This window comes from Gilliamella sp. BG2, assembly GCF_046635645.1.
GTDB lineage: Bacteria > Pseudomonadota > Gammaproteobacteria > Enterobacterales > Orbaceae > Gilliamella > Gilliamella bombi.
On record NZ_JBIDFF010000015.1, the window covers coordinates 39,593 to 65,794 of the forward strand.

Genomic DNA, 26,202 nt, shown 5'->3' on the forward strand with positions numbered 1-26,202 from the left:
CATAGTTGATAAATTTTTGTGCTGAGTATAACCTAACTTAAGCATAAATTGTATTGGCTATTGATAAAATAATGAAAATGGTATTGTTGTTTTAAAAAAAAAATATTATTCTAAACTGTGTATAAAAAGCTTATACTATTATTATATGAGGAATAAATTATGAAAAAAATCGTCACGTTAACTATTTTAGCTGCAATTTTATCTGGATGTAGCAATAGTGATGTTTATTCTGGCGATGTTTATACAGCAGATCAAGCAAAACAAGTTCAGCAAGTAAGTTATGGTACAGTTGTTTCAGTACGACCTGTTAAAATTCAAGCTAATGCGTCAAATGGTAAAAGTGAAAGTGTAGCAGGTAGCCTTGGTGGTGCTGTTATAGGTGGCGTTTTAGGTAATACTATTGGTAATGGTTCTGGCCGTGTGTTAGCTGCTGCAACAGGAGCTATTGGTGGTGCGATTTTGGGTGATGCTATTCAAAATAAATCTAGCCAAGCTAGTGGTGTTGAGTTAGAAATCAAGCAAAAAAACGGATCTAATATTGTTCTTGTACAAAAAGGTTCGGCTAACGATTTTTATGTTGGTCAAGCTGTTCGTTTAGTCACTAATGGTAAACAAATTAGCGCATCACCACGTTATGGTAGTAGTGTAAAAAAATAACGCTTAATTTTATTAGTTTTGGACATATTGTCCTTAAATAACAACTAATTTTCGCTCATCTCAATGGTGAGCGGATTACTTTAGCAAATAACTTGATTAAATTAATTATTGTTTTTTATCTAATCGATGAATCTTTCACAGAAGTTTGCCTGTCTGAATGCTAACATATAAGCTCAAACAAATTATTAATCGTATAAGGAACAACAAAGTAATGCGTATATTACATACTATGATTCGAGTTGGCGATCTACAGCGCTCAATCGATTTTTATACTCGTGTAATGGGAATGCGGGTGTTAAGAACTAGTGAAAATACTGAATATAAATATTCACTTGCATTTGTTGGTTATGGTGATGAAACAACTAGCTCAGTTATTGAGTTAACTTATAATTGGGGTACCGATAAATACGAGCATGGTTCGGCGTTTGGTCATATAGCTATTGGTGTTGATGATGTTGCTAAAATGTGTAATGACGTCAAACAAGCTGGAGGCAAGGTAACGCGCGAAGCTGGACCTGTAAAAGGTGGCTCAACTATTATTGCTTTTGTTGAGGATCCTGATGGCTATAAGTTAGAGTTGATCCAAAATGATCAGGCTGATAAAGCGTTAGGTAATTAATTTATTCCATAAAAATATCGCCACTTTTTTGGCGATATTTTTTCATCTTATTTCGAATTATTCCCCTAGCAAATCTACTAATAATTGCCTATTGATGATAGCTTGTTTTGGTTGCTCAAGGCTGGCAGTGGTAATAATGGCACTTAAGGCATTTAATGAGGTGTCAAAATCATCGTTAATAATGATATAGTCATATTCGTTATAATGTGAAATTTCAGCTCGGGCTTTTTGCATTCTTTTGGCAATCACATGGTTGTCGTCTTGCCCACGTTTAACTAGGCGGTTTTCAAGCTCTTTGAGCGAAGGTGGTAGTATAAATAAGCTTTTTGCTTGTGGCATTTTTTGGCGTACTTGCCTTGCACCTTGCCAATCAATATCTAGAAAAACATTAATTCCTTGCGATAGGCTTTGTTCTATTTCAGCTTTAGATGTGCCGTAATAGTGGTCAAATACGTTGGCATATTCGACAAATGCTTGCCGATCAATTAAGGATTCAAAGTGTTTGTGATCCACAAAGTAATAGTGTTCACCATGCGCTTCTCCTGGGCGAGGATCGCGCGTAGTATGCGAAATTGATACTTTAGCTTGATGTTGATTCTTTTGCGCTAGGTAGGCTCGGATCAGACTTGATTTGCCTGCACCACTTGGTGCAGAAATGATAAATAAAGTTCCTGTATGCATAGATATATTTGTCACATTAATGGTTATTAAGTTATTTTGATTGTCATCAATATTAGTTAAGCGATATTATAGCAAATTTCGGCAATATATTATGGCTTATTGTGAATTAAGTTATTTAATTTGTCATTTTTAATATGTATTTGTAATATAGGTAATATTAATCTATAGCATATTGTTATTATTAAGGAATATCTATGCCATTATCATTTAAAGATGGAGTTTATGCTTGTATTCCAACGCTATTGGGGTATATCGGTATTGGTATTGCTGCCGGTGTTGTGGGTAAATCGGCAAATTTATCGGTACTCGAAATTACATTACTGGCTATTATTGTTTATGCAGGCGCTGCGCAGTTTATTATTGCTGGATTAATGATAGTAGCTACACCTATTTCGGCTATTATTTTTACTGTTTTTTTAGTTAATTCACGTCATTTTTTGATGAGTATGGCAACAGCTCCAGCTTTTCGCAAAGCATCGTTATTAAATAATATTGGTATTGGTAGCTTATTGACCGACGAAAGTTTTGCCGTGGCAATAAATGCGATTACAAATAAAGTGCCAGTTAATGCTGCTTGGATGCATGGCCTTAATTTAACGGCTTATATTACTTGGATTTTGTCTTGTTTTATTGGTGCTTTAATCGGAGAGTGGTTGCCTGATCCTACACAATTTGGTCTAGATTATGCTTTAGTCGCCATGTTTATTGGTTTGCTCTATTTACAATTGATTAGCGATAATAGCAAAAGTCTTAAAAATCGACTTTTAGCTATGTTAACGGTTGCTGTTTTGCTAATTTTCTTAATGCGTTTTGTGTCACCTGAAATGGCTATTTTAATCAGTACGTTTGGCGGTTGTTTTATGGGTATGGCAATGGAGAAAAAGCATGACAACTTATAGTTTATTGATTATTTTAGGTTGCGGGTTAGTAACTTGGTTGCCAAGAGTGATTCCATTTATATTAGTTCGTAAATTTCAGTTGCCTAATGTTGTGACTCAATTCTTGTCATATGTACCTTTATGTATTTTAACAGCGCTATTTGTGCAAAATTTATTTGTGGCAAAGGAGGGGCATTTTCCTGATTTTAATGTGGAATATTGCTTAGCGACAATTCCAACCGCAATTGTTGCCTTTTTGACTAAGAATCTGATGTGTATTGTGGTTGCTGGTATGTGCTTTATGGCGTTAATTCGCTATTTTATGATTTGATCTGTATCAATCAATAACTGAATTTTTAACCATTATTGTGAGTTCAAATAAAAACAGGGCAATTACCCTGTTTTTCTTGTTATATTTTTTTATGTTCTTTCTTTTTGTTCAAGTTTACTAATCGATTTTAATATCTTTTCTGCTTCGTTTGCCTGGCCTAGTTGAGTTAGATAATTAGCCATCGCTTTTTGATAAGCCATATTATTTAAAATGGCTCTTGGTTGTTCATTCCACCATTTTACTAGTGTTTGTGCATCACTATTAGTCGATAATTGCTTAATTCGACCAATATAGGCTGCTTGTTTAAACTGATCTAGTTGCGACTCGCTGTACACTTTAGCTTTGTACATTGCTGGTAATAGGTCAATAATCGCTTGATAATCACCCATTTCATAATAAAGTTGATCTGCTAATCTAAGTACTTCAGCATTGCGAGGCTTTTCGTTTAGTAGCTGGTCTAATGTGATGCGTGCAGTTGTGTATTCTTGGTTTTTTAGTTGCAACCTAATTTGTACTAGCTGAAAGGCAAATAACTCATTAGGTTGGCAACTTTTAGCGGCTTGTTCTAGTGACTGATTAGCGGGGATTAATTCATCATTATCAATTTGAGCTTGTGCCGCAAGTAAATACGATAAGGTGGTATTTTTTGCCCCTTTGGCACTTTTGATAAATAGTTTAGCAGCTTGCTTATAATCACCTTCAAGTAATAACATTTGCGCTTGTTCAACACGTTTTATCGATTTTTTTGGCGACTTTAAGCGTAGCCAATTGCCTAATGCTGTTTTAGAATTAAAAATTTTATTCAATAAACAATAGATTAAATAAAGGCAAAGTAGACCAACTAATTCAAGTATCATAAATGAATTAAATGACATGCTGACACGATATTTGGCAAATTCAAATACCGCTGAACCTTGGTGCCCTTGTAATAATGGTCCCAAAAAGAATCCACCCACTAGTACTAAGAAAATAATTAGTATTTTTATCATTATTATTCTCCTATTTTGTTAACATTGAGCGAACGCGGGTTTGCATTAGTTTTTCAAGTTCGCCAATGCTAGTTAGGTTTTCAGGCACATTTTGATTGCTGATTGATTGATTTTGCAAATTTTCAAGTTCATTAATAAATGCTTTAACGCTTGGAGCATTCCCATCAAAATAAGCATTAACCCAAATTGCGGTTTCATTTAGTGCACGTTGGTAAATAAGTTCTTGATGTCTTGGTACGGCTTGCGCTGCAATCAATAAACGGAAGCGGATGTTTTCACGTAGGTAAAGCGACTGTTCCAAATTCAGTGGTGCTTTTAATATTTGGCATTTGACGATTTGTTTTTCGTCTTGTCCTGCTTGTTCTAAGCAAGCCTTAAAGTTGTTCTCTTTGTCATCAAGTTTTTCTATGGTGATAAATTTATCCATAAAAGTCTTGGTACTGCTTAATAAATTATCAGACCAATCGTTAACCGATGATGATACCCCACTATTATTATCATTAGCTATATTGTTAATGTTTGTTTGTGGTGTGTTTGTAGCATCTTCGGCATATTGTGTCATGCCAAGATCGATATCTTTATAATTACCTACTAAAGGTAATTCGGTAAGCGATTCTGATAAACCGATTAAATTCATAATAATGCCATCGGTATCAGTAAAGCTTACTTGAGCAAGTGAATTAATATCCTTACTAATTGCCTGTCTTGCAGGCAATAGGCTTGGGTCATCAGCTTGAGTTAGGCTTTCGTCAGCACTTTTTAGTAGTAATCGTGCGGATGTGTAGTCTTGGTCACTCCAAATTTTACGACCAGCTAAATGTACTAAGTAATTGGCTTGTGAAATTAACCAAACATTGTGATCACTTGTTGACATTGCTGCTAAGCGTTCATTGATATTTTGTAAGCTTTGTTCTGTCAATTTTTGTGAATCATTAATTTGAGTTGTTAATTGTTGCTGTAGCTGTTGTTGATCACTCAGTTTACGATCAATACGCTGTTCTAGTGAATTGAATTGCTGATTTTGTTTATTAACTGCGTCGGTAATACTACTTTGTAAATCATTTGTTATACTTTGCTTGGTTGTTTGTTTTAAATTGGCCAGCTCAGTTTGTAATATTGAGATGGTTTTTTTTTGTTTTTTAATTTCCTGTTGACCATAATAAAGCCCCAAACCACCTAAGCAAACAGTTAATGCTATAGCAATTATTGATAGTTTTGAAACGGGTGATTTGCTTGTGTTCTTAGTGTTATCGCTAACACTGTTTTTAGGTTGGGATTTAGATTCCACAGATGGATTGGATTGAGTGGTTGTTTGATTTTTTTTATCTTCTTTCATAGTGTTATTCGCTTCATTTTGAACCGCTGTTATCGTTATTTGACTAAACGAAGTTGTGTTTATTGTTGAAAGTGTTGCATTGGCACCGTAATATTTTGGTGGCATAAATAACCTCATTTAGATTTCTAGAAATTTATGTTGCATTATGACATAGAGTTAACATTGTTTTAAATAAATTTTAATTATTGTCTTAATAAGCAAGTGTCATAGATTATTTATATTATCGGCTATAGTATAATTTATCATTACAGCGTTAAAAAGCTTTTGATTATTCGCACTACTCACTAGTTGAACTTTTTGCCAATTAAGTTGTTTCGCTTTTGCAAAAATTCGTTGGCTTGTTACTACAAGATTAGCATGCATTTTATGTTCAAGATTGATATATAACTCAAGCTGGATTAAGTGTTCTAGACTAGTAATAATGATGATTTGATTTTCAATATTACTAGATAATATCTTTGGCGGATAGGTGATTGGCTCACGGCAGTAACACGTTATTGATTTTACTTTGGCTTTTCGATTTGTTAGTGTTTGAGATAATAATTGCCGACCTGAATTACCGCATAAAATTAAAACAGTATGATTTTGTACAGATTCTTGCTGTAGTTTTATCAATAATCCTTCACTGTCTTCTTGTTCTGGATAATTGACTTTAGTTGTGGTGAGCTGGTTAAATAATTGTGCTGACTTTTTTCCTATTGCGTAATACCGAACATTAGTTGGTAATATTAGATTGCCAATATAGGTTTTAATAACGTGTGTAACTTGTGGTGAAACAACGATTACAATATCGTTAGGTAAAAGTTTATTCAGTTGTTGTTGTAAATTTAGTAGGTCATTGCCTTGTGAAATAGTAAAAAATGGAAGATGTTGTACAGGCAAATTTGCTTGAGCAAATAGTTGGGTAAGGTTTTCACCCTCTGGAGAGGGTCTAGTTACATAAATCATCCGCCATTTAATTCCTTTAATATTGTTTTCGCACCTTGATCTAATAAGCGTTTTGCTAATTCTTTTCCTAACTTTTCGGCTTCAGTTATACTACCCTCTAATGTCCCTTTAATTATTTTAGAACCGTCAATGCGTCCAACAAGGCCTTGTAGTGATAAAATATTGTTATTTAATTGGCTATAACAAGCAATGGGCACTTGGCATCCACCTTGTAAAGCTTTATTCATTGCTCTTTCTGCTTCAATACAAACTCGGCTATGTTTGTCATCAAGCACTGAAAGAATCTCTAATATTTTTTTGTCATCTGCTCGGGTTTCAATACCAATAGCACCTTGTCCGACAGCAGGTAAAATTAAGTCAGTATCAATATATTGTTTGATTCTGTCTTGTAGTGCTAAACGTTTTAAACCCGCTGAGGCTAGTATGATGGCATCGTATTGTTGATTATCCAATTTAGCTAAACGAGTGCCTACATTGCCACGAAGATCTTTAATTTGTAAATGGGGATATTTTGCACGCAATTGACATTGACGTCGTAAACTTGATGTACCAATTATTGCACCATTGGGTAGCTCATCTATATTTGAATATTTATTTGAAATGAAGCTATCACGTACATCATCTCGCTTGCAAATTGTGGCTAATGTTAATCCTTCAGGAAACTCAGCAGGGATGTCTTTTATTGAATGGACAGCAATATCCGCTTCGTTATTTAATATTGCTTGTTCTAGTTGTTTTACAAAAAGACCTTTACCACCAATTTTCGATAAAGGGCTGTCTAGCAATACATCGCCTTTAGTTACCATGGGAATTAATTCCACTGTCAAATTTGGGTGATTAGTTAAAATTTGTTGCTTAACAAAATTTGCTTGCCATAGCGCTAATGGGCTTTTACGAGTTGCAATGCGAATGTTCAATTAATTTCCCTATTTTTTGTTTAGGTGATTTATATTTAATGAGTAATTTCTACACTAGTGTGATTAATATGATCACCTGAAAGTCAATATGGCCTGATAGGGTGTGACTGTATCAGGCTATTTGGATTTAAGTTGTTATTCTAAATTGTCAACAAAGCTAACGGCATAACCAATATAGTTAGCTGGTGTTAACTGTTTTAGTCGTGTTTTTTCACTTTCGGGTAGATTTAATGAGTCAATGAATTCTTGCATGCCTTTTGCATCAACTCGTTTGCCTCGAGTTAATTCTTTCAATTTTTCGTAAGGTTTTTCGATACCATAACGGCGCATTACTGTTTGAATTGGCTCGGCTAATACTTCCCAGTTGCGATTAAGTTCTTCAAGTAAGTGGTCTTGATTGACTTCGAGTTTGTTTAATCCTTTTAGGGTTGATTGATAAGCTATAATGGCATAACTAATACCTACACCTAGATTACGCAACACTGTAGAATCGGTTAAATCACGTTGCCAGCGGGAAATAGGTAATTTGCTACTTAAATGGTTCATAATTGCATTGGCAATCCCTAAGTTGCCTTCTGAATTTTCGAAGTCGATAGGATTAACTTTGTGTGGCATAGTTGAAGATCCGATCTCACCAGCAACAGTTTTTTGTTTAAAGTGATTTAGTGAAATATATCCCCAAATATCTCTATCAAAGTCTATCATAATGGTATTAAAACGTGCTACACAATCAAAGAATTCGGCAATATAGTCATGTGGTTCAATTTGGGTGGTATAAGGATTCCATTTTAGTCCTAGCGAGTTAACAAAATTCTCACTAAATTTATGCCAGTTCACTTGCGGATAAGCAACCATATGTGCATTATAATTTCCCGTTGCGCCATTAATCTTCCCTAGTATTTCAACCGATTTTAGTTGTTGTAATTGGCGTTTTAAGCGGTAAGCTACATTAGCAAACTCTTTACCTATGGTTGATGGCGTAGCGGGTTGACCATGTGTTCTTGATAGTAGTGGTAAATCACGATAAGCGATAGCTTGTGAGGTGATTTTATCAATGAGTTTATTCCAATATGGTACTAAGACAGCTTCTCTAGCTGTTTTTAGCATTAACGCATAAGATAAGTTGTTAATGTCCTCTGATGTGCAAGCAAAATGGATAAACTCATTAATGGCGTGTAATTCTTCATGAGTACTCACTTTTTCTTTTAGAAAATATTCTACAGCTTTAACATCGTGATTAGTGGTTCTTTCGATTTCTTTAATGCGACTTGCATCTTGCACACTAAATTGGTCTACAATTTGATTAAGATGATTAATAGCTGATTGACTTAATGTTGGAACCTCTAAAATATCTGCTTGTGAAGCTAATTTTTGTAGCCAACAAACCTCGACCTGAACGCGGTATTTTAATAAACCATATTCGCTAAAAATGGTGCGTAACTCTGTGGTTTTTTCACCATAACGCCCGTCAATTGGCGAAAGGGCAGTGAGTGCAGATAATTCCATCGGTTTTACTCCGTTACAATATTTGAAATATCAGTTATAAAGTGCAAATTAGTTTGCGCAATTAATTTGGTCTAATAGTTCTTGTGCTGCTTTACAAATGCGTTTACGGCAAAAAAGAAACTGGAAACGATTTCCACCAACTTGATACCATAAAATAGCCGATCGAACACATCCCAAAAGGGCGGTTCTTACTTTTGCTTGTACCAATGTGTTTTGTAAAAATTCGATTTTGCCAACAACTTTTATTCTTGTTGATATCGGGCTGATGATATCAGAATAAATTCCCGCTAATGAATAGGACAGATCTTCAATATTAGTACTAACAGTTTCATCATTTATATCTAGATAAAGTCCTGAAATGCGTTTTAATCGTTGGTCAATTTTATCTAATGCGTCATTATTTTTTAATAATTTGCTAGTAATGCCAATTGTACCAAACAGGTAACGAATAATTTGGACTTGTTCTTTTTGTCCTGATAATAATAGTTGTATTACTGTTTGTAATCCTGTTTTGATATTTTTAATACCATCATAAACATCATCCGTTGTTTTTGGCGAGGTTTTAAACAAGCTTTTTATTGCTTGTTCATAAAGTGTAACATTACAAACGCCTGTGTTAGCAAGTTGTGGCACCAGTATTGCACTTTGTGCCGCACCAGCGAGGGCAATAGCAATATGGTGGTATTTATTATTCACGTTAGTCTTCCTTACTGTTTGTAATTCGTTCTTCTATAATACCACCACCAAGACATATTTCATCTTTATAAAAGACAGCAGACTGACCTGGTGTAACAGCTACAACAGGATTATTAAATATGACTTTAATTTTGTCATCGGTTAATGGTATTACTTGGCAGGCTATGTCTTGTTGACGATAACGTGTTTTTACAGTACAGCTAAATGGTTTTGTTACTACTTTACGATCAACCCAATGAAGTTGTTGAGCAATTAATCCTTCAGAAAGGAGTGCTGGATGAGCATGGCCTTGTGCCACAATCAATTCGTTATTGGTAAGATCTTTGTCTACAACATACCATGGTGTGTCGTCAGCTTGTTTTAAGCCACCAATACCAAGCCCTTTGCGTTGCCCTAATGTGTGATACATCAAGCCTTGATGTTGACCAATAATCTCTCCATCAATAGTGCGAATGTTACCTGCTTGAGCGGGTAAATATCGTGCTAAAAAGTCACTAAATTTACGTTCACCAATAAAGCAGATGCCAGTTGAGTCTTTTTTAGCAGCGGTTGCTAAACCAAGTTGTTGTGCAATTTTTCGCACTTCTGGTTTTTCGAGTTCACCAACTGGAAATAAGCTTTGGCTTATTTGTGCTTCGCTAAGGGTGTAAAGAAAGTAGCTTTGATCTTTGTTATTGTCGATCCCTCGTAATAATTCGACTTTATCGCCTGTTTGACGTTTACGGACGTAATGCCCTGTGGCAATAAAGTCTGCGCCAAGATCTTCGGCCGCATATTCTAAAAATGCTTTAAATTTTATTTCTTTATTACATAAAATATCAGGATTTGGCGTTCGGCCTGCTTTATATTCAGATAAAAAATGTTCAAATACGTTGTCCCAATATTCGGCAGCAAAATTGACAGTATGTAATTTTATATTTAATTTGTCACAAACTGCTTGCGCATCGGCTAAGTCAACAGCGGCAGAGCAATATTCTTCTGTGTCGTCTTCTTCCCAATTTTTCATAAATAACCCAACAACATCGTATCCTTGTTGTTGTAATAAATAAGCTGAGACAGAAGAATCAACGCCGCCAGACATACCGACAACGACTTTTTTTCGAGTGTTTATATTTGGCATAATATTATATTAATAGGTAAAACTAATAAAAAATTTAATGCTAATTTTAGCATAACTAGTGAAAAAAGCATAAAGTTATGCTGATAACGATTGTTAAGTTAATTTATTTTTTATAATAGCTTTACATTGATTTTATACTGAAACACATAGTTACCTGAAACTTTTTGACATTTTTTTTACCTTGATATTCATAGAAAAAAACGAGAGTTAAATACATTAAAACAGCCTTACCAGTCGAAGCCGGTAAAGCTGTAATTAGCCCAAGCTTAAATGGGTTTTAGTTAAGATCTTTTAGAAGATAAACTACATGCCCAATAATTTTAAATTCTTGCGGTTCATGCTTATCCCCAATAATGGTTGGGTACTTAGGATTGTCGCAAAGTAATGCTAAGTTTGCTCCTTGATTTTGAATGCGTTTTATACTGATTTGATCCTCATATTCAACAGCATACAAATAGCCATCGATCGGTTTATAATGCGCTTTATCAATAATAAGAATATCATGATTTGATATTGTTGGCTCCATGCTATCACCTTTTGCCCATACGGCGACTAAGTCTTCGTAATTACAGCCTTGATGCCTTATTAAATTAATATCAAATGGGATTGATTCGATTTTTGAGTAAGGTTTCACCATATTATTTAAATGGTGGAATGGGATATATACTGAATCTTGAGTATCTGAATCTGATAATAATCGACATTTTCCTTTTCCAGTTACTAACCATTCAATAGGAACATTACATTTTTGGGCTATGATAGCTAATCTATTTAGTGATGGGTAGGTTTTGCCTGATAAGTAATCTCTTATTACAGCTTCTGACATGCCAACTTTTTTAGCAAAGGCATTACCTGAAAGACCTTCTAACACTAGGCTTAATCGATTTTTAAAATTAATGACCCCTGTATTAGTTAGGGTTCGTGTTTTTTCTTTTTCGGTTTGGTTTTTTATTTTATTTTCGAACATTTTTTCCTCTATTCCATTTTTTTATTGTTTTTATTGTTTTAAATCGTTTTTTTCTGTGTTATTCTGCTCTATATAAATTCATATCTTTTGAACATTGTATTACCGATAATCTTTACAATAGTAAGAATTTAACTAATAGAGGATCTCATAATGAGAGAGCAAGATCAAGACTGGGCACCATCTAGAGTTGTAGGCGAAATTAAAATTAGAGGCGGAAATTTAAGAGCATTGTCTAGAGCTAGTGGTTTGCAGGCTGATACTTTAAGAAACGCATTATATCGTCATTGCCCTAAGTATGAACGAATTATTTCTGATTATTTACAAGTACCTGTCGAAAAAATTTGGCCTTCACGTTATCCGACTAAGGCTAAAAAATGATATTAATTTAAATGATAAAAAGACGCTAAATTAAGCGTCTTTTTATTTTGTTATTCGACATATTTATGCATTATTTTTTAGCCTGTTCAGCCGCTTTAACAATTGCCGCAAAAGCATCAGCTTTTAGTGATGCACCACCAACTAGTGCGCCATCAATGTCGGGTTGAGTAAATAGTTCAGCCGCATTTTTATCATTAACTGAACCACCATATTGAATGGTTACTTGTTGTGCCACTTTTGCATCTTGTTTAGCAATATGATCACGAATGAATTTATGAACAGCTTGTGCTTGTGCAGGAGTTGCAGATTTGCCAGTTCCAATAGCCCAGATTGGTTCATAAGCAATAACCGCACCGTTAAATGCTTGAACACCAAGTGATTTTATTACTGCATCAATTTGGCGTGCGCAAACAGCTTGTGTTTGACCAGCTTCGTTTTCTGCTTCGGTTTCGCCAATACATAATACAGGCACTAAACCAGCTTCTTTAATTACACCAAATTTTTTTGCAATAAATTCATCAGATTCTTTGTGATAAGTTCGGCGTTCAGAATGTCCAATAATAATATGAGTCACGCCAATTTCTTTTAACATGTTAACTGATACTTCGCCAGTAAAAGCACCTGATAAATTAATACCAACATCTTGTGCTCCTAAAATAATATTAGATCCACCTAATTGGTGTTTTACAAAATCAAGGTATACAACAGGTGGTGCAATTGCAATATCACATGCTGTGTCGTTTGATAGCTCACTTTTTAGTCCTGAGACTAAGCTTTTAGCCATATCCAAACTACCGTTTAATTTCCAGTTACCCATAACGAGAGGTTTTCGCATAATTTTCTCCAACTTAAGATTTAAAAAGGTGTTGATTTTAGAATGAATTCGGTATAATGATTAGCATTATACACCAAATAATTTGAGCTTGAGGAAAAATATGTCATTAGAAATACTAAATCAATTAGAAAGTCGAATCCAACATACTATAAATACTATCAATACATTACAACAAGAGATTGCAACCTTAAGAAAAGGCAATCAAGAGTTAGAGCAATTAATTAATGATAGTTCAGATGAAATGAAAGCACTACGTGACGAAAACGAAAAGCTAAAACAAGATCAGCAAGTATGGCAACAACGTATTCAAACTTTATTAAGTAAAATTGGTGAAATTACACAATAATTGATTCGACTTTATGAACGCGACTTATGTCGCGTTTCTTTTATATTTTATTTATTATAATGTTGAAGATTAAGTCTAATGCGACAAAAGCTAAAATCACTCTGGTTGACCGAAACGATCCATTTAATTGAAACAGAATTTGGGCAGTTTGCTGATCAAGATATCAACCGACAAGTAAGAGCCGAACAAATATCGCTTCCAGATCGAATTGTGATGCGTGCAATCATGTTGTCTAAACAAAATGGATTGTATTTGGCGCAAAAAGTACTTTTGCGATCGGTAAAGTTATCTTTTGCATTATTGCTGCTACTATCTGTTTTTTTAGGTGGTTCATTAGCATTGGGAGCATTAAGTCAAAACCCTATCAATTTGTATTGGGCGCTTTTTAGTTTGTTAGGAGTTCATTTAATTACGCTAACTATTTGGCTTGGTTCGTTTTTCCTCTTTTCCAATTTTGGTGGTAGTTTGTTGATTCATTGTTGGTTATGGTTGGCTAAAAAGCTTTCTCAAAAAAAGACAGTGCAACAACTGATCCCTGCATTTGTTGAACTATTTGGCTCTCGTATTCGTTGGCTTATTGGGTTTGTGCTTAATCTGTTTTGGACTGTGATTTTAAGTTGTGCATTATTAGTTTTAGTTGTGCTATTTTCAACTAAGCATTATAGTTTTGAATGGCAAACCACTTTGCTTAGTTCTGATACGATTATTGGTTTAACTCATTATTTAGGCTATTTACCGTCATTACTTGGCTTTGAAATTCCAAAAGACGAAGTTATAAAGCTAAGCGAACATGCGTTAAGTGCTGGTGAAATTCGATCATCGTGGGCTGTTTGGCTGTTAGGTGTATTTATTGTTTATGGATTAATGTTGCGGCTTTTGTGTATGGTGTTTTGTGGTGTTAATTGGCTTATTAGTAGTCGTCGAATTGAGCTTAATATCTCTCATCCTGATTATCAAATATTAGCAAATCGGTTGCAGTCATTATTTGTGAATATTGAAGATGCTGATAAATTAGGTCAAAATAGTCACCAGTGGCATTTTTCAACACATTCAATAGAAGCTGCTGAAGGTAATTTTTTGGTTGCCATCGATGTGCAAGAAAGTTGGCACTACCCTGAGTCTGTCTCATTTTTAGGTTTTTTAAATACGCGTGAACAGCGCAGTAATATTCTAGATTATTTACAATTAACGCCAGCTCAAAAATTATTAATTGCGGTTGATACCGATAGAGCGCCAGATAGGGGAGTATTAAATTTTATTAATCAACTGATTAATAAATCTCAGCAAACTCGTATTTGGTTTATTAATCAAGGTAAACAGTATCATAATTGGCAATCATTATCTTTACAGTTGGCTCAACCTGACTGGCTAAGCGAGGCTTTGTAAAATGCTATCAACATTAAAATTAGCAGTGGTTGGTCATGCCAATGTTGGCAAAACATCTTTACTACGCACCTTAATTCGTAATAGTCATTTTGGAAATGTATCTGATAGCCCTGGCACCACAAGACACGTTGAATCAATAACATTGCCACTTGAGCATAATAAATCAATAATTTTTTATGATACTCCAGGATTAGAAGACAGTTTAGCACTTTATGATTATATTAACCAATTACTTCCTACTAATGCAAAACTTGATGGTGTCGATAAATTAACATTTTTTTTACAAAGCCCAGAGTCTGAAAACGTATTTAATCAAGAAGCTAAAGTCATCAAGCAACTGCTAAATAGTGATGCGGCTATCTATGTGATAGATGTACGGGAGCCAGTATTGGCAAAGTATCACGATGAATTAGCTATTTTAGCCAATAGTGATAAGCCCATATTAGCTGTTTTAAATTTTACTGCAGACAGTAACCAAAATGAAAAGGAATGGAAAAGATTACTGTCACGCATTGGGATTCATGCTATTATAAGATTCGACGCTATATTTCCTCCTTTGGATGGTGAAGAACGTTTATATCATAGCCTTGCTTTACTAGTTGAGCCTGCTAAGGTTATATTAGATAACTGGCTAGATAAAATCGCACAAACTCGTAATTCTCGAAATCAAACCGCTAATCTGATTATTGCCGAAACACTCGTTGATGTTACAGCCTTTTATGAAATGGCTAAATCAGAAGATGTGCAGGCAATTGCTGATATGCAAAATAAAGTTAGAAAGCGAGAACAAATGGCGATCAATGAATTATTAAAATTGTATCAATTTGATTCAAATCAAGAAAGTGAAGAGAATTTACCTTTAATAAAAGGTCGCTATAATGCTGATCTATTTAATATTGATGCTCTAAAAATGATGGGTACTCATTTGACTAAAGGCTTTGTTCAGGGGGCGACAATTGGTGCTAGTATTGATTTAGCGACCGGAGGTATCTCACTTGGATCAGCTGCGTTAATTGGTGCCGCAGTTGGTAGTTTAATGCAGACTGCAAAACATTATGGTTCTAGAGTTCGGTATCAGCTTTCTGGATATAGAAAGTTAAGTGTTGATGATGTTATTATCTGTTTTCTTTCTTTGCGCTTAATTCGCCTTAAAGAAAGTTTGAATCATCGTAGCCATGCGGACACTAGCCCAGTTAGATTATCTAAAATAGATAAAACCGAATGGGAAAAAGGCGTGTTGCCTAAAAGCTTAAAATTGGCTAGGCGTTATTCGTATTGGTCAACGTTAAATAAAGGAACAAAAAGAAATGATAAAAAAAGACAATCAACTATTAGGGACGTTGCTCGACAACTGTACTAACGTGAAAAAACGTTTTTTAATAACTATATTGTTTTTTTCTATTTTCATGTTGTTTGGTTGTAGTACTACCCAACGTCAAGTTTCTATTAAGAAAACTAAACCTAGTCCTAATCTAACCATGTTAACTAAAATAGAATCTCATTATAAAAAATGGCAAAACACGCCATACCGTTATGGCGGTACGACTTTAGCGGGTAGTGATTGTTCTGGTTTTGTAATGAATTTTTTTAAAAATAAACTTTCAAAAAACTTACCAAGAAGTGCTGCTGAGCAAGCTCGGCTGGGTGTTAAGGTAAACACCCCTAAAGCAGGTGACTTAGTATTCTTTAAAACAGGCCGTAGCCGTAGTGGTCTACATGTTGGCATTTATTATGCAGACGGCAAATTTTTACACGCTTCAACATCAAAAGGTGTAGTTTATTCAAACTTAAATGATAGTTATTGGAAAAAACATTATTGGATGACGCGTCGTATTATGGGTAGCTAAATTTTTTTCGTCATTATCTTCAATGAATAATTCAATTTTGACGGCTTATAATAAAAATAAAGCTCTTTAAATTAGCTAATATTTAAAGAGCTTTAGAATAAGCCGTTAATTTAAATTTTTCCTTTTTCTTTTAATTCACGCATTACATTTGCAACGTAAAGCATCTCACTCGGTGAACCTAGCGATATTCGACACCAATTTGTTGCTGGTGCGAAATCTCTACCAATTAATACAAAATTATTTTTCATTAGTTCTCGATAATCTTTCAAATCAATTGGACTTTTGTGAAACATAAAATTAGTTTGAGATTTTAAATAATGCAAACCTAGTTCTGATAAAGCTTTTTCCATAATTTGCCTTGATACATCAACCGCTTTTTTAGAGTATGTTAAAAAGGGTTGATCATCTATTGATGCGAGAGCTGCGCAAACACCACAGTAATTCAGTTTTTCACCAGCAACATATTGAGCTATATTCTTAACGTTTTCAACTGAACTGACCACATAACCCACTCGTAACCCTGCCATAGCATGGATTTTTGAGAATGTTTTAAGCAATATAACATTGTCACAACCTTGTGTAATTAATTTATCAACTGATTCAAATGCAGGATCATTAACAAATTCAGCATAGGCTTCGTCAACAATAAAAATAGTATTTTTAGGCTTACTTTTTATCCAAGATTCAATTTCACTTGTTGCAAAAACTGTCGAGGTTGGATTGTTTGGATTAACTAAATAGACAATTGAAAATCCATTATAATCTTCGGCAGCTTTTTGTATGCCTTTTATATCGATCTGCCAATCTGGCAAACTTGGTACTTTGGTAATTTTTAAATTAAAGATCTTTGCAAAATGTTCTCCATCTCCATAAGTAAGCTCTGGAATGACTAATTGAGTATTTGGCTTAACAAATGCAGCAATAGCACTACGAATACCTTCTGAAGATCCTGCAGTTAATAAAATTTGAGTATCATCGACTTTATGATATTTAGCTAATCGTTTGTTAAGTAATGGCATTTCGGCTTTGGCATAGCGATTAGCTTTTGGTACAGCCTCAATTGCAGCTTGTTTTGCTCGTGGTGACATACCAAGCGCATTTTCATTAAAGTTGAGCCTTACAGGATTGTTAATATCAGGTGTTGCTGCATTTTCAAGCATAGGTAGAGAGAATGAAACCGAGTTCTGCGCTTCTATTGCATGAGCTTTAGATAATAATTGATTAATAGATATCCCTGCAATTGCCGCACTGGAAAATGTGATTAATTTTCTTCTACTAACGTTTAAATTGGATATCATGATTCACCTCCCATTTAATTAATTTTTATGTGGTCAATTATTAATCATGCAAAAATAATACCAAGTTTTTAACGATCATTGGATAATTGATTCGTATATTACTCAATAACATAAAGTTAGTGATATTGGGTTGTTATGTTAGCTATTGTGATTTGAATATGCACAATTCTGGTGCTTTATTGCTCAAATGCGGTAATAAAAAAGGACTGTTATTGATAACAGCCCTTTATAATGGCTTATAATTACCATGTATAGCTATTGTCAGCTATCTGCTGGTGTCTCAATATCCGAATAGGTTGCTAGCATCTGTAAGAATTTATATTTAGAATCTGCCATTTTTGTTGAACGTTCATGCAAGGTATTTGCAATTACAGGTTCAAGTGTTTCTAAACGACGAAAACGTTGTTCTTTTAGTAAGATACCAGTTAGTGACTCACTATTTGGTGCTTTTGAGTCTAGCACTAATCCTGGTTTGCCTTCTGCCATACGGCGTGGGTCGTAACGATACAAAGGCCAGAATCCTGACTTAACTAGATCTTTCATTTGTTCATGCGATTTAGCCAGATCATAGCCATGTTCCTCACAAGGACTATAAGCAATAACTAAAGATGGTCCATCATAAGCTTCGGCTTCTTGTAAGGCTTTAAGAGTTTGGTTAAGTTGTGAACCTAATGCAACTTGTGCAACATAGACATGGCCATACATCATTACACTAACACCAAGATCTTTACGTGCTTTATGCTTACCTAAATCAGCAAATTTTGATACCGCACCCATCGGCGTAGCTTTTGATTGTTGACCTCCAGTGTTTGAATAACACTGAGTGTCTAATACCAATATATTTACGTTATCAGTTAAACTCATAACATGATCAAGCCCGCCGAATCCAATATCGTAAGCCCAACCATCGCCACCAATAGCCCAAACTGACTTATCTACCAAATAATTTGCATCTATCATCAACTCTTGTGCTTGCGAAGAATCTAAGTGTGCAAGCTGTTCACGTAATAACTCGACTTGTTGACGTTTTTCCGCTATAGAGGTTTCTGGCGATTTTAAGGCGATGACTATTTCGGGCGAAATGTCGCCAGCTACATAATCAAGTAAGCGTAACGCTCGTTTTTTATGTTGGTTATAAGTAATACGATATCCTAATGCAAACTCTGCATTATCTTCAAATAATGAGTTTGCCCAAGCTGGACCACGACCATTTCGATCAGTAGTATAAGGCGATGATGGGAGGTTGCCACCATAAATTGATGAACAGCCAGTGGCATTGGCAATGGCTAAATGGTCACCATAAAGTTGGGTCAACAATTTGATGTATGGTGTTTCGCCACAACCTGCGCAAGCACCCGAATATTCAAATAACGGTGTAAGTAATTGCGATGTACGCACATCAATGCGTTCAAGCGTGCTAATATCACGATCAGGCAATGCAGTAAAGTACTCAAAGTTAGCTCGTTGAGTCTCAAGATTATCGATACGTGATCGCATGTTAATGGCTTTAATTTCAAAATTATTACGATCACGAGCTGGGCACACTTCGACACATAAATTACAGCCAGTACAATCTTCTGGTGCAACTTGTAAAACATATCGTTGTCCCTTCATATCACGAGCTTTTACTTCAAGTGAGCTTAATGAATCAGGCGCATTGATCATTTCATCAGGATCAACAACCTTAGCTCGAATAGCTGCATGAGGACAAGCAACCGCACAATGATTACATTGGGTACAGAGTTCAGGTTGCCAAATAGGGATCTCTTCAGCAATGTTACGTTTTTCCCACTTAGTTGTACCTATAGGCCAAGTTCCATCGGGTGGAAATGCTGATACAGGCAAGTTATCGCCTAAACCAGCTAACATTGCAGCAGTGACTGTTTTAACAAAATCAGGCGCATTAGCAGGTACAATAGATGGCATTGTTGAACTGCTTTGGTCAACACAGCTAAGTGGTATTTGTTCAAGCGAAGCTATAGCTAAGTCGAGCGCTTTCCAGTTATTTTCAACTAAATCTTGTCCTTTACTGCTGTAACTTTTGGCAATGACTTCTTTTAATTGGGCGATATTAAAATCGTTTTTAAAAATTCCAGCTAGATGAAAAAATGCCGCCTGCATAACGGTATTAATTCTTGCGCCTAAATTACATTCACGAGCTATTTTTGCCGCATTGACAATGTAAAAGTGTGCTCGTTTTTGTATTAATTGAGCTTGCACTTCTTTTGGAAGTCTATGCCAAACTTCATCTTTGCTATACGGCGTGTTAAGCAAAAAGATGCCATCGTCTTTTAATTTATCAACAATTTGATATTTATCGATAAACTGATCTTGGTGGCAGCCAATAAAGTGTGCGCTGGTAATTAAATAGGGTGAATCAATTGGATCTAAGCTGACTCGTAAGTGTGAAGTCGTCAAACCACCTGCCTTTTTAGAGTCATATACAAAATATCCTTGTACATAAAAAGGAGAATTATCACCAATAATTTTAATATTATTTTTGGTTGCAGATACCGTGCCATCACTGCCAAGCCCATAAAATAGCGCTTCAAGAGCAGATTTTTGTGGTATCGATTGGTCAGGTAAAGGTAAAGAAAGCCCAGTTATATCATCATAAATACCAACGGTAAAACGTGGTTTGGGTTTATCTAATCCAAGTTCAGTAAAAATAGCAAGTACACAACGAGGATCAAATTCTTTAGATGATAACCCATAACGTCCACCTATAATAAGTGGCATAGTTGCGCGTTCTTTGCGCGACAGGCTTTCAGCAAATGCGGTCATAATATCTAAATAAAGCGGTTCGGCTTGTGCTCCCGGCTCTTTAGTTCTATCAAGCACAGCAATTTTATTAACAGTACTTGGCATAACTTCGAGCAGATGATTGGCTGAAAATGGGCGGAATAGCCGAACGATCACAACCCCGACTTTTTCGTTTTGTTTAAGTAAAACATCAACTACTTCTTTTGCGGTGCTAGCACCAGATCCCATAATAACAATAATATGCTCAGCATCACTAGCACCATAATATTCAAATGGTTGATACTTTCGGCCTGTTTCTGCTGCAAAAGCATCCATAGCATCAACAACATGTTGATAGACATTATCATAATAAGTATTTATCGCTTCTCGGCACTGGAAGTATGTATCAGGATTAGCTGATGTACCTCGAGTTACCGGTTTATCAGGCGTTAATGCTCGTGAGCGATAGGCTTTAATGGCTTCGTGTGGTAATAAATTACGGATTTGGTCATCACTTATTGGATAGATTTTATTAACTTCATGTGAGGTTCTAAATCCATCAAAAAAATGAACAAAAGGAACAAGGCTATTAAAACTGGCCATTTGCGAAATTAAGGCAAAATCTTGCGCTTCTTGCACTGAACTAGAACAAAGCATCGCAAAACCAGTTTGCCTAATTGCCATCACATCAGAATGATCGCCAAAAATTGAAAGAGCATGCGTTGCAACAGTACGTGCGGCAACATGCAAAACAAAAGGAGTCAGTTCGCCGGCTATTTTGTACAGCGATGGGATCATTAAAAGCAAACCTTGTGATGAAGTAAACGAAGTTGCAAGTGCACCTGTCATTAATGAACCATGAACGGTTGCAATTGCACCTGCTTCGGATTGCATTTCAATCACTCTTGGTGTATCACCAAAGACATTTGGTTTATTAAACTCAGCCCAAGTGCTAGCTTGCTCGGCCATGGTTGAGCTTGGTGTGATTGGGTAAATAGCAATGACTTCGTTTGCCCGATAAGCGACGGATGACACCGCACTATTAGCGTCTGATATGATCATTAAAAAACCTTTTATTTTATAGTGTTATGACATTACTAACTTATTATAAATTTGTATTATTGTATCAGAAACTAACCTAGCTTTTCGTTATTTTTATGTTAAATTTTTTATCATTACCACTTTAGACAAAAGTATTGATAAAAAAACAAAAATCAATTAATTTAAAAAATTAAGCATATTTTTGGTTAAATAATAGATAGATAAAATAATAAAAATACTAAAACAGAAAAGGATAAAACAAATGAATATGAAAGAAAAATGCGGTTGTCAACGCGATGGGCTTGCTATATTTCCTGTGCGTTATACTGTTATTCCTACCTATCTTAATCGTTCAAAACCTTCATGGGCAAATTTAGATGGAGTCACAACAGTCCCTCTAAATGATGATTACCAATATCATATTCGCCGAATAAGGGAAGGATTCATTTACCTTCATTTACCTAGTCTTGTACAAAACTCACTAGACGAAGTTAATTTAGCTGATATTGATAAAAGTTGGATTGTTTATGAAGTCAATAACAGGGGGCAGTTGACTTTACAACATTCCATTTTTAGTGCTCCAACAGCGGAACACAACAATGATGATTCTTATAAATGTCCTAATTTAGATCAAAATCCAGAATTAACTTCGTTTATTACTATACCTAATTCATTCCGTCACGAAAAAGCTTATATTGCTTATAGTGAATTTCCATGGACTAAAGAAATGTTGCTTGACAGTACCAAATCTCCATTACCTAGAATGCAAGAAATCAACATTCAAGCATGGAAAAATCAGCAACAACACGCAAGTGCAACGGTCGCCACTGAAGAATCATTAAAGCAAATTTTAGATTATGATTTTGATTTTATAACAGATCGACGAATGCCCGATAATCAACAAGGTAATGAAATATACCCTATATTTTTAAACCATGATGATAAAGATCGCAAAAAGAAGGCTATTTTTTGGAAAGAAGCAACAAAAAAACGGGTTTCAAAAGTTGATGATGTCAGTTATACCGGAATATCTTATACAACTGAATATTTTATTGAATATACATTCAAAAAAGAAAAACTAAAGCTTAACAGCACAAACCAACCGTGGGCTCCTTTTAAAACAAAATCTTTTATGACAGCTCCAGGCTCAGATATTAAAGCGATTTTAGCGGAGCAATACCAAAGTAGTTTGCATACATTATACAAAAATATGCAAAATTATAGTGGTAATGATGGCACGCCAATGATCCTAGCGATAGAAGATGCATTAGGCGTTGCTCAAGATTTAAATGATTATTATAACGACATTTATGGTCACTTAGCTCAATTTAAAAAAGAAGCCGAAATGGAGTGTGATGTAAAACAATGTATGACCAAAGTTCGTGCTTATGTTGAGTCAGATGTCGCAAAAAAAGATTTTGAAATAGCGCCTTATAAAGATGAGATATATCAGATTATTGATAAAGGATTAACTATTGATGATCATGATTATCAAAAGGGAAAATTAAAAGAGCTTGTCCGTAGAAAAGCACCCGGAATACAATTAGGACGATACAGTGGTGATATTAATATTGAAACTGTTGCACAAGGCTTAGGTATTGACATCTCGGTCGTTAAAAATTCACCTGCACCAAGGAAACGTGAATTTTATAGCATGGTCAAATCTTACATTTTATTGGTTAAAGATCATTTTTATGGTAAACCATTTGGGCATCTCTATTATCAAAAATTTATGAATTACCTTAAATTTGATAGTTATGAAGATGATAAATATCATATGACACATAAAAATAATCCCGGAGTGCCAGGATTAGCAGACTATTATCCAAACTCTATCTATGCAAAGTTAGTTAAATATTCATCGTTTACACTTGATGCTAGCGTTATTGAAACCAAAGAAACCGCTTTAACTTTGCACAAAGTCTATCAAGAACTGGTTAATGACTATGACAGTAAAAAAGAACAACATAAAGCCGAGCTCGATCAAAAAGTCGATAAAGCCCTCGAAAAGTACACCGAACGCCTAGACAGTAAAGATTTCGATGCTATCCTTGACCAAGTTAATAAAGAAGTAGAAAAAATAGCAAATGAACGTGCTAAACAGCTTATTCGCTGGCTTGAGCAAAGCCATTATCTTATGGCGATTAATGACTTAGCATATGAAGATAACATCAAAATTGACAGCGACGATCCAAAATGGCTTGAATTTAAAAAAGAAATGGATAAAGAGTTAAAAGAGGCTTTAGCAAATGAAGAAATTACTGAGGAACAATGTGAACAACTAAACAATATCAATATTAATGGATTTTATTTTCAATCGGTTTATACACGTTCAACACATGGGCTAGAAGGGTGTGAAACTGGGCGGCAATTTAACCAAAAAATGTATGACCTTAAACATCTAAAAGGGATTGATGTTGAATCAGGCGCTTATATTAAACTGCGCAAAACTCACTTTGTCATATTGGCATTACGTGCACAATTCTTTGATTTTAAGCCGGCAATGAAAGTGCTTCAAGATATTTATGATTCGGTTGACAAAGAAAAAGACAATAAATATGAAAAAGATTTTTTAAAACAAGTTAGTATAAAAAGTCTATCATTTATTACCAGTCAATTTCGTTATGCAACTTTAATGCTTGAGTATTTTACTGAACTACAGCGATTACAAAAAATTGAAGGTTTAACCACAATAACCCTTAACACTAATCTGGGTAAAAGGATATTTTTAATCAAATATCTAGCTAATTATGACTCGCCAGGGCTAATTTGTAGTGGGACATTGCGAATGTACGACAATCTGATTAAGCTCTGTAAACCTATCGGTAATAGTTTGTTGAGTTTAGGAGCAATGATTGCCGAATCGGCTATGCTTGCCCTTTCGGGGGCAGTTTGGAAAACCTGCGTGGTTTATGCTCACCTAAAATATCAACTGTTTGAAGCGTGGATAACCTTTAAAAGCCTTAGTTTTTCGGGCGTTGATGCGGGCGGTGGCTTAAAGCTGGTATCAAATGCTTATTCTGCTGAAGTGAAAAAGTTGATTAAAGATTTGCGCAATAGCTTAAACCAAGTCATCAAAGATATTGACCAACGATTTTATCGCCAATTGGTTGAAATTGAACATGTCTTTAAAAAAGCATTAAACATTACCTTTAAAGTGTTTGAAGATGGTACAGGGATTAATGTTAATCGCAAACAACTTCAATTTCGCAGCGTAAGACTTGCTTTTTTAGTCGGCGCATTCGAAATTTATAACTGGCAATATGTGATGGATAAAAAGCCCAATCTGTTTGCTAACGATAGTGATATTTTAATGGAAAAAATGATAGCTACTAGTTCGCTCATTGCCGCTGCTGCAGATATTACAGCCAGTGTGACAAAAGTTTTAACTGGGCGAACATCAGTGTTTATTTATTCCAAAGTTACCTTTGGCGTTTTTACTGGATTAGTTAGCTTTTTAATGGGCGCTAAAATGATAAAATCCATTATACAAGATGGCGAATTTGGTAGTATCTTGTCAATATTGTTAGCTAGTGTATCATCTTTGAGTTATTTTGCATCAGGCAGTGCTTTTTCGTTAATGTGTATGAGCTATCGCTATGCTTGGGTTCAAACTTTTATTGAAGCTAAAATTACGCCAGTGGCAGAAAAGCTAGCAGCACGCTTTGCCCACAAAGGCGTTCAAAAAGCGTTTAATCTATTTGCTATGCGTACAATATTATTCCGTTTTGCAGGTGTTGTTGGCATAATAGCTTTGGTTTTAGAGTTACTTTATGACTATTTTTCTGACGATGAAATTCAAGTTTGGATCACCTATTCAGCTTTAGGAGTACGTAAAGGTGAGCTAAGATTTAAAATGAGTTTCGATCAAATTAGAGCATTTAAAGAGCTCAATATGTTTGTTGAAAAGTTTCAAGAAGAGAGCGGTGTTAATCTTTCCCAAATTAACAAGAAAGCGATTGAAAGTATAAAAAACGATTACGAATCTATTTTATTAACGACTCAAAATAATGTTCATAAATGGCTTAAATAAAAAAGGGCATGTGTGCCCTTATTGTTCAAGTGGGGGATAGCCTGGCCAGTAATTTTCAAATGGTAGCTCTCCCATAGTAATAGCATATTTACGCCAAAGTTGAGCTTGTGTAATATCTTGTGCCTCGCCTTTATAGTAGTAACTTAATAATGTCATGCATTTATAATATCCTTGGATTGATTCTTTAACAAAAAAACGCTCTTTTAGAGGGGTAATTTCACCCACTGTTTCACCTAATATTACTGACCATGTTGGTCTTGTCCAATCATACATTGCCCCAACAGTACCTGTAAAATTTAACAGATAGATTCGATCGAAAAATTGAAATCGTTCAGTAATATAGTCTTCGTCGCTGGAATCATTTGGTTCAAATTTTTGTCGGCGCGGTTCTTTATAATATTTAAGTGTTGTCTTTAAAGAGTAACGAATATACATTTTATGGCTTATCATATGCCATAAATTATCGTCTGGTAAAATTTGGTAAGCTTGCTCTAGAGTCGCAAAACTTTTAGGTATATCTTGCTGGGTACCAAGTCCTTGCATATACATAAAGGCCAGTGTTTTAAGCGCTGGGGCGCAGTTTTGTTTAGCGGCTTTTTGGTATAACTCAAAGGCTTTTTTTTCGTCTTTTTCAACACCGATACCAAATAG

23 protein-coding genes are annotated in these 26,202 nt (G+C 35.0%); 10 read left to right on the forward strand and 13 right to left on the reverse strand.

Annotated elements, in window-relative coordinates; all coding sequences use genetic code 11:
- The first annotated feature begins 156 nt into the window (after positions 1-156).
- Positions 157-657: a glycine zipper 2TM domain-containing protein gene (locus ACGH6Q_RS07755; RefSeq protein ID WP_085163798.1), complete on the forward strand. Its 501-nt coding sequence runs from the start codon at positions 157-159 to the stop codon at positions 655-657.
- A gap of 211 nt (positions 658-868) precedes the next feature.
- Positions 869-1,276, forward strand: a complete 408-nt coding sequence (gene gloA, locus ACGH6Q_RS07760) for a lactoylglutathione lyase (RefSeq protein ID WP_065609744.1) — start codon at positions 869-871, stop codon at positions 1,274-1,276.
- Between the two features lie 57 nt (positions 1,277-1,333).
- Here gloA and gmk read toward each other — a convergent pair whose 3' ends face one another.
- Complete coding sequence (gene gmk / locus ACGH6Q_RS07765; RefSeq protein ID WP_296300843.1) at positions 1,334-1,957, reverse strand: guanylate kinase; 624 nt, start codon at positions 1,955-1,957, stop codon at positions 1,334-1,336.
- A 194-nt stretch (positions 1,958-2,151) separates the two neighbouring features.
- On the opposite strand from gmk, the gene ACGH6Q_RS07770 reads away from it, so the two are divergent.
- Together ACGH6Q_RS07770 and ACGH6Q_RS07775 are read left to right on the forward strand one after the other, a co-directional pair.
- A complete protein-coding gene (locus tag ACGH6Q_RS07770) occupies positions 2,152-2,856 on the forward strand; it encodes an AzlC family ABC transporter permease (RefSeq protein ID WP_065590468.1) in 705 nt (234 codons plus the stop codon).
- Positions 2,843-3,166, forward strand: coding sequence for an AzlD domain-containing protein (locus tag ACGH6Q_RS07775; protein ID WP_065590469.1), 324 nt, complete (start codon positions 2,843-2,845; stop codon positions 3,164-3,166). Before ACGH6Q_RS07770 ends, ACGH6Q_RS07775 begins: the two co-directional genes overlap by 14 nt.
- 89 nt (positions 3,167-3,255) lie before the next feature.
- Here the strand turns inward: ACGH6Q_RS07775 and ACGH6Q_RS07780 are convergent, their stop codons facing one another.
- The 8 genes from ACGH6Q_RS07780 to ACGH6Q_RS07815 form a co-directional block, all read right to left on the reverse strand.
- Positions 3,256-4,155: a heme biosynthesis HemY N-terminal domain-containing protein gene (locus ACGH6Q_RS07780; protein WP_085163795.1), complete on the reverse strand. Its 900-nt coding sequence runs from the start codon at positions 4,153-4,155 to the stop codon at positions 3,256-3,258.
- 10 nt (positions 4,156-4,165) lie between these two features.
- A complete protein-coding gene (locus ACGH6Q_RS07785) occupies positions 4,166-5,596 on the reverse strand; it encodes a uroporphyrinogen-III C-methyltransferase (protein ID WP_167370031.1) in 1,431 nt (476 codons plus the stop codon).
- Positions 5,597-5,695: 99 nt separating this feature from the next.
- Positions 5,696-6,439 carry a uroporphyrinogen-III synthase gene (locus ACGH6Q_RS07790; RefSeq protein WP_065590472.1) on the reverse strand — a complete coding sequence of 248 codons (744 nt, stop codon included), beginning with the start codon at positions 6,437-6,439 and terminating at the stop codon, positions 5,696-5,698.
- Positions 6,436-7,356, reverse strand: a complete 921-nt coding sequence (hemC, locus tag ACGH6Q_RS07795; RefSeq protein WP_085163792.1) for a hydroxymethylbilane synthase — start codon at positions 7,354-7,356, stop codon at positions 6,436-6,438. Before hemC ends, ACGH6Q_RS07790 begins: the two co-directional genes overlap by 4 nt.
- Positions 7,357-7,491: 135 nt before the next feature.
- Positions 7,492-8,862 (reverse strand): adenylosuccinate lyase, encoded by a 1,371-nt coding sequence (purB, locus tag ACGH6Q_RS07800; RefSeq protein ID WP_174798109.1) that lies wholly within the window; start codon positions 8,860-8,862, stop codon positions 7,492-7,494.
- A gap of 48 nt (positions 8,863-8,910) precedes the next feature.
- Positions 8,911-9,558: a high frequency lysogenization protein HflD gene (hflD, locus tag ACGH6Q_RS07805; protein ID WP_296300847.1), complete on the reverse strand. Its 648-nt coding sequence runs from the start codon at positions 9,556-9,558 to the stop codon at positions 8,911-8,913.
- A 1-nt stretch (position 9,559) separates the two neighbouring features.
- On the reverse strand, positions 9,560-10,678 hold the full coding sequence (gene mnmA, locus ACGH6Q_RS07810; protein ID WP_411592546.1) for a tRNA 2-thiouridine(34) synthase MnmA: 1,119 nt from the start codon (positions 10,676-10,678) through the stop codon (positions 9,560-9,562).
- A gap of 277 nt (positions 10,679-10,955) precedes the next feature.
- Entirely contained in the window at positions 10,956-11,645 is a 690-nt protein-coding gene (locus ACGH6Q_RS07815; RefSeq protein ID WP_411592547.1) for a helix-turn-helix transcriptional regulator, read from the reverse strand.
- 150 nt (positions 11,646-11,795) lie between these two features.
- Here ACGH6Q_RS07815 and ACGH6Q_RS07820 point away from each other — a divergent pair, with 150 nt between their 5' ends.
- Positions 11,796-12,023 carry a transcriptional regulator gene (locus ACGH6Q_RS07820; RefSeq protein WP_065590478.1) on the forward strand — a complete coding sequence of 76 codons (228 nt, stop codon included), beginning with the start codon at positions 11,796-11,798 and terminating at the stop codon, positions 12,021-12,023.
- Positions 12,024-12,093: 70 nt separating this feature from the next.
- Here the strand turns inward: ACGH6Q_RS07820 and tpiA are convergent, their stop codons facing one another.
- Positions 12,094-12,858 (reverse strand): triose-phosphate isomerase, encoded by a 765-nt coding sequence (tpiA, locus tag ACGH6Q_RS07825; protein WP_085163788.1) that lies wholly within the window; start codon positions 12,856-12,858, stop codon positions 12,094-12,096.
- Positions 12,859-12,958: 100 nt separating this feature from the next.
- Between tpiA and zapB the strand changes: the two genes are divergently transcribed.
- From zapB to ACGH6Q_RS07845, 4 genes are all read left to right on the forward strand, one after another.
- The gene (gene zapB / locus ACGH6Q_RS07830) at positions 12,959-13,204 is read left to right on the forward strand and encodes a cell division protein ZapB (RefSeq protein ID WP_034910977.1); all 246 of its coding nucleotides are present in this window, start codon (positions 12,959-12,961) and stop codon (positions 13,202-13,204) included.
- A gap of 78 nt (positions 13,205-13,282) precedes the next feature.
- Positions 13,283-14,590 (forward strand): DUF2868 domain-containing protein, encoded by a 1,308-nt coding sequence (locus ACGH6Q_RS07835; RefSeq protein WP_065590480.1) that lies wholly within the window; start codon positions 13,283-13,285, stop codon positions 14,588-14,590.
- Between the two features lies 1 nt (position 14,591).
- A complete protein-coding gene (locus ACGH6Q_RS07840) occupies positions 14,592-15,950 on the forward strand; it encodes a DUF3482 domain-containing protein (RefSeq protein ID WP_065590481.1) in 1,359 nt (452 codons plus the stop codon).
- Entirely contained in the window at positions 15,898-16,437 is a 540-nt protein-coding gene (locus ACGH6Q_RS07845) for a C40 family peptidase (protein WP_081296713.1), read from the forward strand. The genes ACGH6Q_RS07840 and ACGH6Q_RS07845 overlap by 53 nt, the downstream gene beginning before the upstream one ends.
- A 110-nt stretch (positions 16,438-16,547) precedes the next feature.
- On the opposite strand, the gene ACGH6Q_RS07850 is transcribed toward ACGH6Q_RS07845, so the two are convergent.
- Entirely contained in the window at positions 16,548-17,735 is a 1,188-nt protein-coding gene (locus ACGH6Q_RS07850) for a pyridoxal phosphate-dependent aminotransferase (protein WP_085163787.1), read from the reverse strand.
- Positions 17,736-17,996: 261 nt separating this feature from the next.
- Positions 17,997-21,539: a pyruvate:ferredoxin (flavodoxin) oxidoreductase gene (gene nifJ / locus ACGH6Q_RS07855; protein ID WP_411592548.1), complete on the reverse strand. Its 3,543-nt coding sequence runs from the start codon at positions 21,537-21,539 to the stop codon at positions 17,997-17,999.
- Between the two features lie 241 nt (positions 21,540-21,780).
- On the opposite strand from nifJ, the gene ACGH6Q_RS07860 reads away from it, so the two are divergent.
- Positions 21,781-25,551 (forward strand): T6SS effector BTH_I2691 family protein, encoded by a 3,771-nt coding sequence (locus tag ACGH6Q_RS07860; protein WP_411592549.1) that lies wholly within the window; start codon positions 21,781-21,783, stop codon positions 25,549-25,551.
- Positions 25,552-25,569: 18 nt separating this feature from the next.
- On the opposite strand, the gene ACGH6Q_RS07865 is transcribed toward ACGH6Q_RS07860, so the two are convergent.
- Positions 25,570-26,202: tetratricopeptide repeat protein (locus ACGH6Q_RS07865; RefSeq protein WP_411592550.1), on the reverse strand; the 633-nt coding region annotated here is incomplete at its 5' end.

What these genes read in the sequence shown, in the direction of transcription:
- ACGH6Q_RS07790 (WP_065590472.1), bottom strand. Translation starts at nt 6,439, where the DNA reads ATGATTTATGTAACTAGACCCTCTCCAGAGGGTGAAAACCTTACCCAA.
- nifJ (WP_411592548.1), bottom strand. Translation starts at nt 21,539, where the DNA reads ATGATCATATCAGACGCTAATAGTGCGGTGTCATCCGTCGCTTATCGG.
- ACGH6Q_RS07850 (WP_085163787.1), bottom strand. Translation starts at nt 17,735, where the DNA reads ATGATATCCAATTTAAACGTTAGTAGAAGAAAATTAATCACATTTTCC.
- ACGH6Q_RS07775 (WP_065590469.1), top strand. Translation starts at nt 2,843, where the DNA reads ATGACAACTTATAGTTTATTGATTATTTTAGGTTGCGGGTTAGTAACT.
- ACGH6Q_RS07820 (WP_065590478.1), top strand. Translation starts at nt 11,796, where the DNA reads ATGAGAGAGCAAGATCAAGACTGGGCACCATCTAGAGTTGTAGGCGAA.
- ACGH6Q_RS07845 (WP_081296713.1), top strand. Translation starts at nt 15,898, where the DNA reads ATGATAAAAAAAGACAATCAACTATTAGGGACGTTGCTCGACAACTGT.
- ACGH6Q_RS07860 (WP_411592549.1), top strand. Translation starts at nt 21,781, where the DNA reads ATGAATATGAAAGAAAAATGCGGTTGTCAACGCGATGGGCTTGCTATA.
- mnmA (WP_411592546.1), bottom strand. Translation starts at nt 10,678, where the DNA reads ATGCCAAATATAAACACTCGAAAAAAAGTCGTTGTCGGTATGTCTGGC.
- ACGH6Q_RS07785 (WP_167370031.1), bottom strand. Translation starts at nt 5,596, where the DNA reads ATGCCACCAAAATATTACGGTGCCAATGCAACACTTTCAACAATAAAC.
- tpiA (WP_085163788.1), bottom strand. Translation starts at nt 12,858, where the DNA reads ATGCGAAAACCTCTCGTTATGGGTAACTGGAAATTAAACGGTAGTTTG.
- gloA (WP_065609744.1), top strand. Translation starts at nt 869, where the DNA reads ATGCGTATATTACATACTATGATTCGAGTTGGCGATCTACAGCGCTCA.
- ACGH6Q_RS07780 (WP_085163795.1), bottom strand. Translation starts at nt 4,155, where the DNA reads ATGATAAAAATACTAATTATTTTCTTAGTACTAGTGGGTGGATTCTTT.
- ACGH6Q_RS07840 (WP_065590481.1), top strand. Translation starts at nt 14,592, where the DNA reads ATGCTATCAACATTAAAATTAGCAGTGGTTGGTCATGCCAATGTTGGC.
- ACGH6Q_RS07835 (WP_065590480.1), top strand. Translation starts at nt 13,283, where the DNA reads ATGCGACAAAAGCTAAAATCACTCTGGTTGACCGAAACGATCCATTTA.
- ACGH6Q_RS07770 (WP_065590468.1), top strand. Translation starts at nt 2,152, where the DNA reads ATGCCATTATCATTTAAAGATGGAGTTTATGCTTGTATTCCAACGCTA.
- gmk (WP_296300843.1), bottom strand. Translation starts at nt 1,957, where the DNA reads ATGCATACAGGAACTTTATTTATCATTTCTGCACCAAGTGGTGCAGGC.
- purB (WP_174798109.1), bottom strand. Translation starts at nt 8,862, where the DNA reads ATGGAATTATCTGCACTCACTGCCCTTTCGCCAATTGACGGGCGTTAT.
- ACGH6Q_RS07815 (WP_411592547.1), bottom strand. Translation starts at nt 11,645, where the DNA reads ATGTTCGAAAATAAAATAAAAAACCAAACCGAAAAAGAAAAAACACGA.
- zapB (WP_034910977.1), top strand. Translation starts at nt 12,959, where the DNA reads ATGTCATTAGAAATACTAAATCAATTAGAAAGTCGAATCCAACATACT.